The following is a 6,000-nucleotide window of genomic DNA, read 5'->3' as shown; positions in this document are numbered from 1 at the left end:
GCGACGCCGAGGAGCGTGCGGCGGAGTTCATCCGTGACAACGTGACCAAGCCCGTGGTGGGCTACGTGGCGGGCTTCACGGCTCCGGAGGGCAAGACGATGGGCCACGCGGGTGCCATCGTCTCGGGCTCCTCGGGCACGGCCGCCGCGAAGAAGGAAGCTCTGGAGGCCGTCGGCGTCAAGGTCGGCACCACCCCCAGCGAAGCGGCCCGGATGGTGCGTACCGTCCTGGCCGGGAGGTCCCACGGAGAGGAGGCGGGCGCCCTCTCCGAGGCGGCGCCCACGGCGCGATGACGGCGACGCTCAAGCCCGGCACCGACTGGGCGACCCTGTACACCCGCTGCCGCGAGGAGGCCCCGGAGGCCTTCGGACCCGACCGGACGCACAACCACTGGGGCGGCCGGTGGCGGGCCGACGGCGAGCCCAGGACCGCGTACTCGCCCGTGGACGGCTCGGAGATCGCGGGCCCGCCCATGCTCGACGGCGCCACCGCGGCCCGCGCGGTCGCCGGGGCGGCCGAGGACCACCGCCGCTGGAGCGCGCTGCCCCTGGCCGAGCGCCGGGAGCGGGTCCGCGCCGCGGTCCGGGCCTGGGAGCGGCACCGCGACACCCTCGCCCTGGCCCTGGTCTGGGAGATCGGCAAGCCCTGGCGGCTGGCCCGCCAGGACGTGGACCGGGCGATCTCGGGGGTCGAGTGGTACCTGGACGGCGTCGAGCCCATGCTGGAGGGCCGCCTGCCCCTGGACGGCCCGGTCAGCAACATCGCGAGCTGGAACTACCCGATGAGCGTGCTGGCGCACGCGATGTGCGTCCAGGCGCTGGCGGGCAACGGCGTGATCGCCAAGACCCCCACCGACGGCGGGCTGGTCTGCCTGACCCTGGCCGTGGCCCTGGCGGTCCGCGAGGGTCTGCCGTTCACACTGGTCAGCGGAGGCGGCCGCGACCTCTCCCCGGCGCTGGTGCGCGGGCCCGAGATCGGCTGCGTGTCCTTCGTGGGCGGCCGGGACACCGGAGGCCGGGTGGCGGCCGACCTCGCCGACCTGGGGCGGCCGCACGTCCTGGAGCAGGAGGGGCTCAACTGCTGGGGCGTGTGGGAGTTCGGGGACTGGGAGACCCTCTCCGGGCAGATCCGCAGGACCTTCGACTACGCCAAGCAGCGCTGCACCGCCTATCCCCGGTTCGTCGTGCAGCGCTCCCGCTTCGACGCCTTCCTCGACGCCTACCTCACGGCGGTCCGGTCCGTGCGCTTCGGCCACCCCCTGGCCGTGGAGTCGGCCGGGGACGACCTGCCCGAGCTGGACTTCGGCCCGGTGATCAACGCGGCCAAGGCCAAGGAGCTGACCGACCGGGTGGCCGAGGCCGTCGCGGGCGGCGCCGTGCCGCTGTACCGCGGCGGACTGGACGACGCACTCCTGCTGCCGGGCCAGAACACCGACGCCTACGTGGCCCCGGTGGCCCTGTTGGAGCCGCCGCGCTCCTCGCCGCTCTTCCACGCCGAGCCCTTCGGCCCGGTCGACTCGATCGTGCTGGTGGACACCGAGGCCGAGCTGCTGGCCGCCATGAACGCCAGCAACGGCGCCCTGGTCGCCACGGTCTCGTGCGACGACACCGACACGGCCGCGCGCCTGGCCGCCGGGGTGCGGGCCTTCAAGGTCGGCGTCAACCGGCCGCGCTCGCGCGGGGACCGCGAGGAGCTGTTCGGCGGCTGGGGCGACTCCTGGCGCGGCGCCTTCGTCGGCGGAGAGCTGCTGGTCCACGCGGTCACGAGGGGACCGGCGGCCGAGCGCCCGCCCGGCAACTTCCCGCACTACACCCTGCGCCCCGAGGGACGCGTCTAGGCAGCGCCTCCGGGGGCGTGCGGAACCGGACGCCCCCGGAGCCGACACCGCGAAGCGGCCCTCCCAGGGAGAGGGAGGGCCTTCGGGGAAGCCTGGGCGGGGTCCTCTCAAGGGAGGACCGGATGTCGGGAGCGGTCGGTGCAGGGGGCTGGAGCGCACCGGCCGCTCCCGCGTCTACCGACCCGGACCGCGGACGCCTCCCGTGGCCGCCGAAGGCGCGGTGTGCGCCTTCTTCAGGAGGATCCGGTGCCGTCCGGCGTAGACGTTCATGGAGGTTCCCCGGAGGAAGCCGACCAGGGTGATGCCCGCCTCCGCGGCGAGGTCGACGGCCAGGGACGAGGGCGCGGAGACGGCGGCCATCATCGGGATGCCGGCCATCCACGCCTTCTGGACCAGCTCGAAGGAGGCGCGCCCCGAGACCATCAGCACCGTCTCGCGCAGCGGGAGCCGCCCGGAGCGCAGCGCCCAGCCGACCAGCTTGTCCACCGCGTTGTGGCGGCCCACGTCCTCGCGCAGCGCCAGCAGTTCGCCGTCGGCGGTGAACAGCCCGGCGGCGTGCAGGGCGCCGGTGCGCTCGAACACCCGCTGGGCCTCGCGCAGCCGGTCGGGCAGCGAGGTCAGGGTCCGCGCTTCGACGCGCAGCCCGTCCCCGTCCACCGGCCACACGGCCTGGGTGCGCACGGCGTCCAGGCTCGCCTTGCCGCACAGGCCGCACGAGGAGGAGGTGTAGAAGTTGCGCTCCAGGGAGGTGTCCGGGCGGGGGACCCCCGGGGCCAGGGACACGTCGAGCACGTTGTAGGTGTTCGAACCGTCCTCGGTGGCCCCGGCGCAGTAGCGGATCGCGGTGACCTCCTCGCCGCGGGAGACCACGCCCTCGCTCACCAGGAACCCCGCGGCCAGGTCGAAGTCGTTGCCGGGGGTGCGCATGGTGACGCTCAGCGGGTCCCCGTCCAGCCTGATCTCCAGGGGCTCCTCGACGACCAGCGTGTCCACGCGCTCGGTCGCGGACCCGTCCCTGATCCGGAGCACCTTCTCCCGGGCCGTGACCCGTCCCATCCGCTCCACCGCCTTCCGGTGTACCTCTGTCCCGGTTCTATCTGATTTCGCCCGGTTTCTCATCCCCTGAGGCAGGCCCGCTCCGGAACGGGCCCGCGGGGATCAGCCGTCGCCGCGCCGCTGTACGTGCTGGAAGCCGAACCGGCCCTTGATGCACAGGTTCCCGTGGGTCACCGGGTTGTCGTGCGGCGAGGTGACCTTGACGATCTCGTTCTCCTGCACGTGCAGCGTAACGTTGCAGCCCACCCCGCAGTAGGTGCAGATGGTGGTGGTCTCGGTCTGCGCCTCCTCGTCCCAGGTACCCGCCTCGCGCATGTCGAACTCGGTGCGGAAGGACAGGGCGCCGGTGGGGCACACCTCGATGCAGTTCCCGCAGTACACGCAGGCCGAGTCGGGCAGCGTGACGTCGTGCTCGGTGGAGATGCGGGCGTCGAAGCCGCGCCCGGCCACCCCGATGGCGAAGGTGTTCTGCCACTGGTCGCCGCAGGCGTCCACGCACTTGTAGCACATGATGCACTTGGAGTAGTCGCGCACGTACAGGTCGTTGTCCACCTTGGCGGGCTGCTCGACCGTCTCCGCGACCGCGCCGTCGCCGGGCTCGTGGTCGCCCGCGTGGCGGGCGTCGCGCACGCCCAGCGCCGCGGCCTCGGCGCGCGGGCCGAACCGCTCGGGCTCGGCCTCGTAGCGCTCCATCCACTCGGCCACCTTCGGCGTGGTGGACAGGTCCACGGAGGAGCCCAGCAGCTCCAGGACCATCTTGCGGCTGTGCCGCACCCGCTCGGAGTCCGTGGCCACGCTCATACCGGGCTCCAGTCTGCGCGAGCAGGCGGGGGCGAGCGTGCGCGCGCCCTCCACCTCCACCACGCACACCCGGCAGGCGTTCCTCGGGGTGAGGGTGTCGCCGTAGCACAGGGTGGGGATCTCGGTGCCCTCTCCGGCGCAGGCCTCCAGGATGGTGGTGCCCTCCGGGACGCGCACGGTGCGCCCGTCGATGGTCGCGTCGATCAGCCGCTTGGGCGGGGCCAGGAGTACGGGGACGGTCATCGGGCCTCCTCGGTTGCCGCCCGGGTGCCCGGGCCGGTGCTCTGGTGGGTGTCGTCGGTCGCGTCGAACAGGCCGAGCCGGTCGATCGCCGACTCCACGGCGTTCCACGCGGTCTGTCCCAGGCCGCAGATCGAGGCGTCGCGCATCGCCAGGCCGACCTCGCGCAGCAGGGGGACCTCGGCGGCGGCGTCGCCTCCGGACCTGATCCGCAGCAGCGACTCCTCCTGGCGCACGGTGCCCACCCGGCAGGGCACGCACTGGCCGCAGGACTCGTCGCGGAAGAATGCCGCCACCCGGACCAGCGTCGCGACCAGGTCGGCGGTGTCGTCCAGGACCAGCACCACCCCCGAACCCAGGGACGTGCCCGCCGCGCGCGCCCCCTCGAAGGTCAGCGGGATGTCCAGCTCGTCCCCGCGGACGAAGGTCCCGGCCGCGCCGCCGAGCAGGACCGCCTGGATGGTGCGCCCCTCGGGCATCCCCCCGGCCGCCTCGACGAGGTCGCGCAGGGTGGCGCCGAAGGGCAGTTCGTACAGCCCCGGGCGGCGCACGCCGCCCGACAGGCAGAACAGCTTGGGCCCGGTGGACTGGCCGGTGCCCACGGCAGCGTAGGCCGGGCCGCCCATCAGCAGGACGGGCAGCACGTTGACCAGCGTCTCGACGTTGTTCACCGCGGTGGGCTTGCCGAACAGCCCCTTCTCCACGGGGAAGGGCGGCTTGCTGCGGGGTTCGCCCCGGTAGCCCTCGATGGAGCCGAAGATCGCGGTCTCCTCGCCGCAGATGTAGGCGCCCGCGCCGCGCCGGATCTCGATGTCGAAGGCGAACCCCGAACCCAGGATGTCGGGGCCGAGCAGGCCGCGCCCGCGGGCCAGGGCGATGGCGTTCTCCAGGTGGCGCAGCGCCCGGGGGTACTCGCCCCGGATGTAGAGGTAGCCGGTCCGCGCGCCCACGGCGTACCCGGCGATGGTCATCGCCTCGACGACGGAGAACGGGTCGCCCTCCATCAGGACCCGGTCCTTGAAGGTGCCGGGCTCGCTCTCGTCGGCGTTGCACACCAGGTAGTGCGGGCCGTCCGGCTGCTGGGCGGTGGCCTGCCACTTGCGCCCGGTGGGGAAGGCGGCCCCGCCCCGGCCGACGAGGCCGGAGTCGGAGACCTCCCGGATGACACCGGCGGGGCCCAGCCGCAGCGCCTGGCGCAGCGCGGCGTACCCGCCCGCGGCGCGGTAGTCGTCCAGGCTGAGGGGGTCGACGGTGCCGATCCGGCGCAGCAGCACGTGGTCGGGCGAGCCCGCGTCGGGCACGGCCGCCGCGGGGTCGGGCTCGGGCGCGCTCCCGGGCAGGGGGTCCGCGCCGAAGGTGGTGGCGGGACGGTGGCCGTTGGCCCCCGGCGCCCCGGTGTCGGGCAGGGCCTCCGAGGCCATCGCGTCCAGCGCCTCGGACGTGGCGGGGGCGGCGACGGCGTACCGGGCCGGGGCGCCCGCCTCCACGGCCAGGGCGGCGGGCGCGCGCTCGCACATGCCCAGGCACGGGCTCTCGTGCCAGGCCGCCTCCCCGTCGTGGCCGCCGGGCTGGCCGAGGCGCTCGGCCAGCCGGGCGCGCAACCCGTCCGAGCCCGCCGCCGCGCACGCGATGTCGGTGCACAGGTGCACGACCCGGCGGGGCCTGCGGTGCAGGGCGAACATCGCGTAGAAGGAGGCGACGGCGTAGGCCTCCGCCGGGGGGACGGTCAGTCTGCGGCAGATGTGGTCGAGCGCGGGGCGGCTGATCCAGCCCACGCGGTCGTTCACCGCGTGCAGGGCCGGGAGGAGCAGGTCGCGCCGGTCGCGTGCGGAGTGGCCGCCCCGCGCGTAGCGCAGGTCGGCGTCCTGGCGGGCGCCGCCGTCCCAGCCGGACTCGGGCGGCCCGAGCACGCTCTCGACGGCCTCGCGTTCGGCGGTGGTGGGCGTCTCGTCCAGGAATCGCAGGTCCACGCCGTGGTCACCTCATATCGAGTGTAATCCAGATCACAGGATTCTGTATACAGAGAACAGTATGATGGCGGTGTTCGGGTTGACAACCCCTGTAAG

Annotated in this window: 4 protein-coding genes and 1 pseudogene; 2 read left to right on the top strand and 3 right to left on the bottom strand. The window is 74.0% G+C overall.

All coding sequences use genetic code 11. The features are described from left to right. Together HGB44_RS29385 and HGB44_RS29380 are read left to right on the top strand one after the other, a co-directional pair. A pseudogene (locus tag HGB44_RS29385) lies at positions 1 to 293 on the top strand (succinate--CoA ligase subunit alpha); the annotation flags it as partial. Further along, positions 290 to 1,837, top strand: a complete 1,548-nt coding sequence (locus HGB44_RS29380) for an aldehyde dehydrogenase family protein (RefSeq protein WP_061082898.1) — start codon at positions 290 to 292, stop codon at positions 1,835 to 1,837. The pseudogene HGB44_RS29385 and the gene HGB44_RS29380, both read left to right, overlap by 4 nt. 174 nt (positions 1,838 to 2,011) lie before the next feature. Here HGB44_RS29380 and fdhD read toward each other — a convergent pair whose 3' ends face one another. From fdhD to HGB44_RS29365, 3 genes are all read right to left on the bottom strand, one after another. Beyond that, a complete protein-coding gene (fdhD, locus tag HGB44_RS29375) occupies positions 2,012 to 2,893 on the bottom strand; it encodes a formate dehydrogenase accessory sulfurtransferase FdhD (RefSeq protein ID WP_061082926.1) in 882 nt (293 codons plus the stop codon). A 102-nt stretch (positions 2,894 to 2,995) separates the two neighbouring features. Then, the gene (locus HGB44_RS29370; RefSeq protein ID WP_061082899.1) at positions 2,996 to 3,937 is read right to left on the bottom strand and encodes a 2Fe-2S iron-sulfur cluster-binding protein; all 942 of its coding nucleotides are present in this window, start codon (positions 3,935 to 3,937) and stop codon (positions 2,996 to 2,998) included. Continuing rightward, positions 3,934 to 5,904, bottom strand: a complete 1,971-nt coding sequence (locus tag HGB44_RS29365; protein WP_061082900.1) for an NAD(P)H-dependent oxidoreductase subunit E — start codon at positions 5,902 to 5,904, stop codon at positions 3,934 to 3,936. Before HGB44_RS29365 ends, HGB44_RS29370 begins: the two co-directional genes overlap by 4 nt. Positions 5,905 to 6,000: the final 96 nt, after the last annotated feature.

Origin of the sequence: Nocardiopsis alborubida, from assembly GCF_012396365.1 — a bacterium.
Lineage (GTDB): Bacteria > Actinomycetota > Actinomycetes > Streptosporangiales > Streptosporangiaceae > Nocardiopsis > Nocardiopsis alborubida.
The sequence above is the reverse complement of the archived record's forward strand: the minus strand, read 5'-3'. Positions and strand labels throughout refer to the sequence as shown.

Coding starts and splice junctions, on each gene's coding strand:
- HGB44_RS29380 (WP_061082898.1), top strand. CDS start 290: ATGACGGCGACGCTCAAGCCCGGCACCGACTGGGCGACCCTGTACACC.
- fdhD (WP_061082926.1), bottom strand. CDS start 2,893: ATGGGACGGGTCACGGCCCGGGAGAAGGTGCTCCGGATCAGGGACGGG.
- HGB44_RS29370 (WP_061082899.1), bottom strand. CDS start 3,937: ATGACCGTCCCCGTACTCCTGGCCCCGCCCAAGCGGCTGATCGACGCG.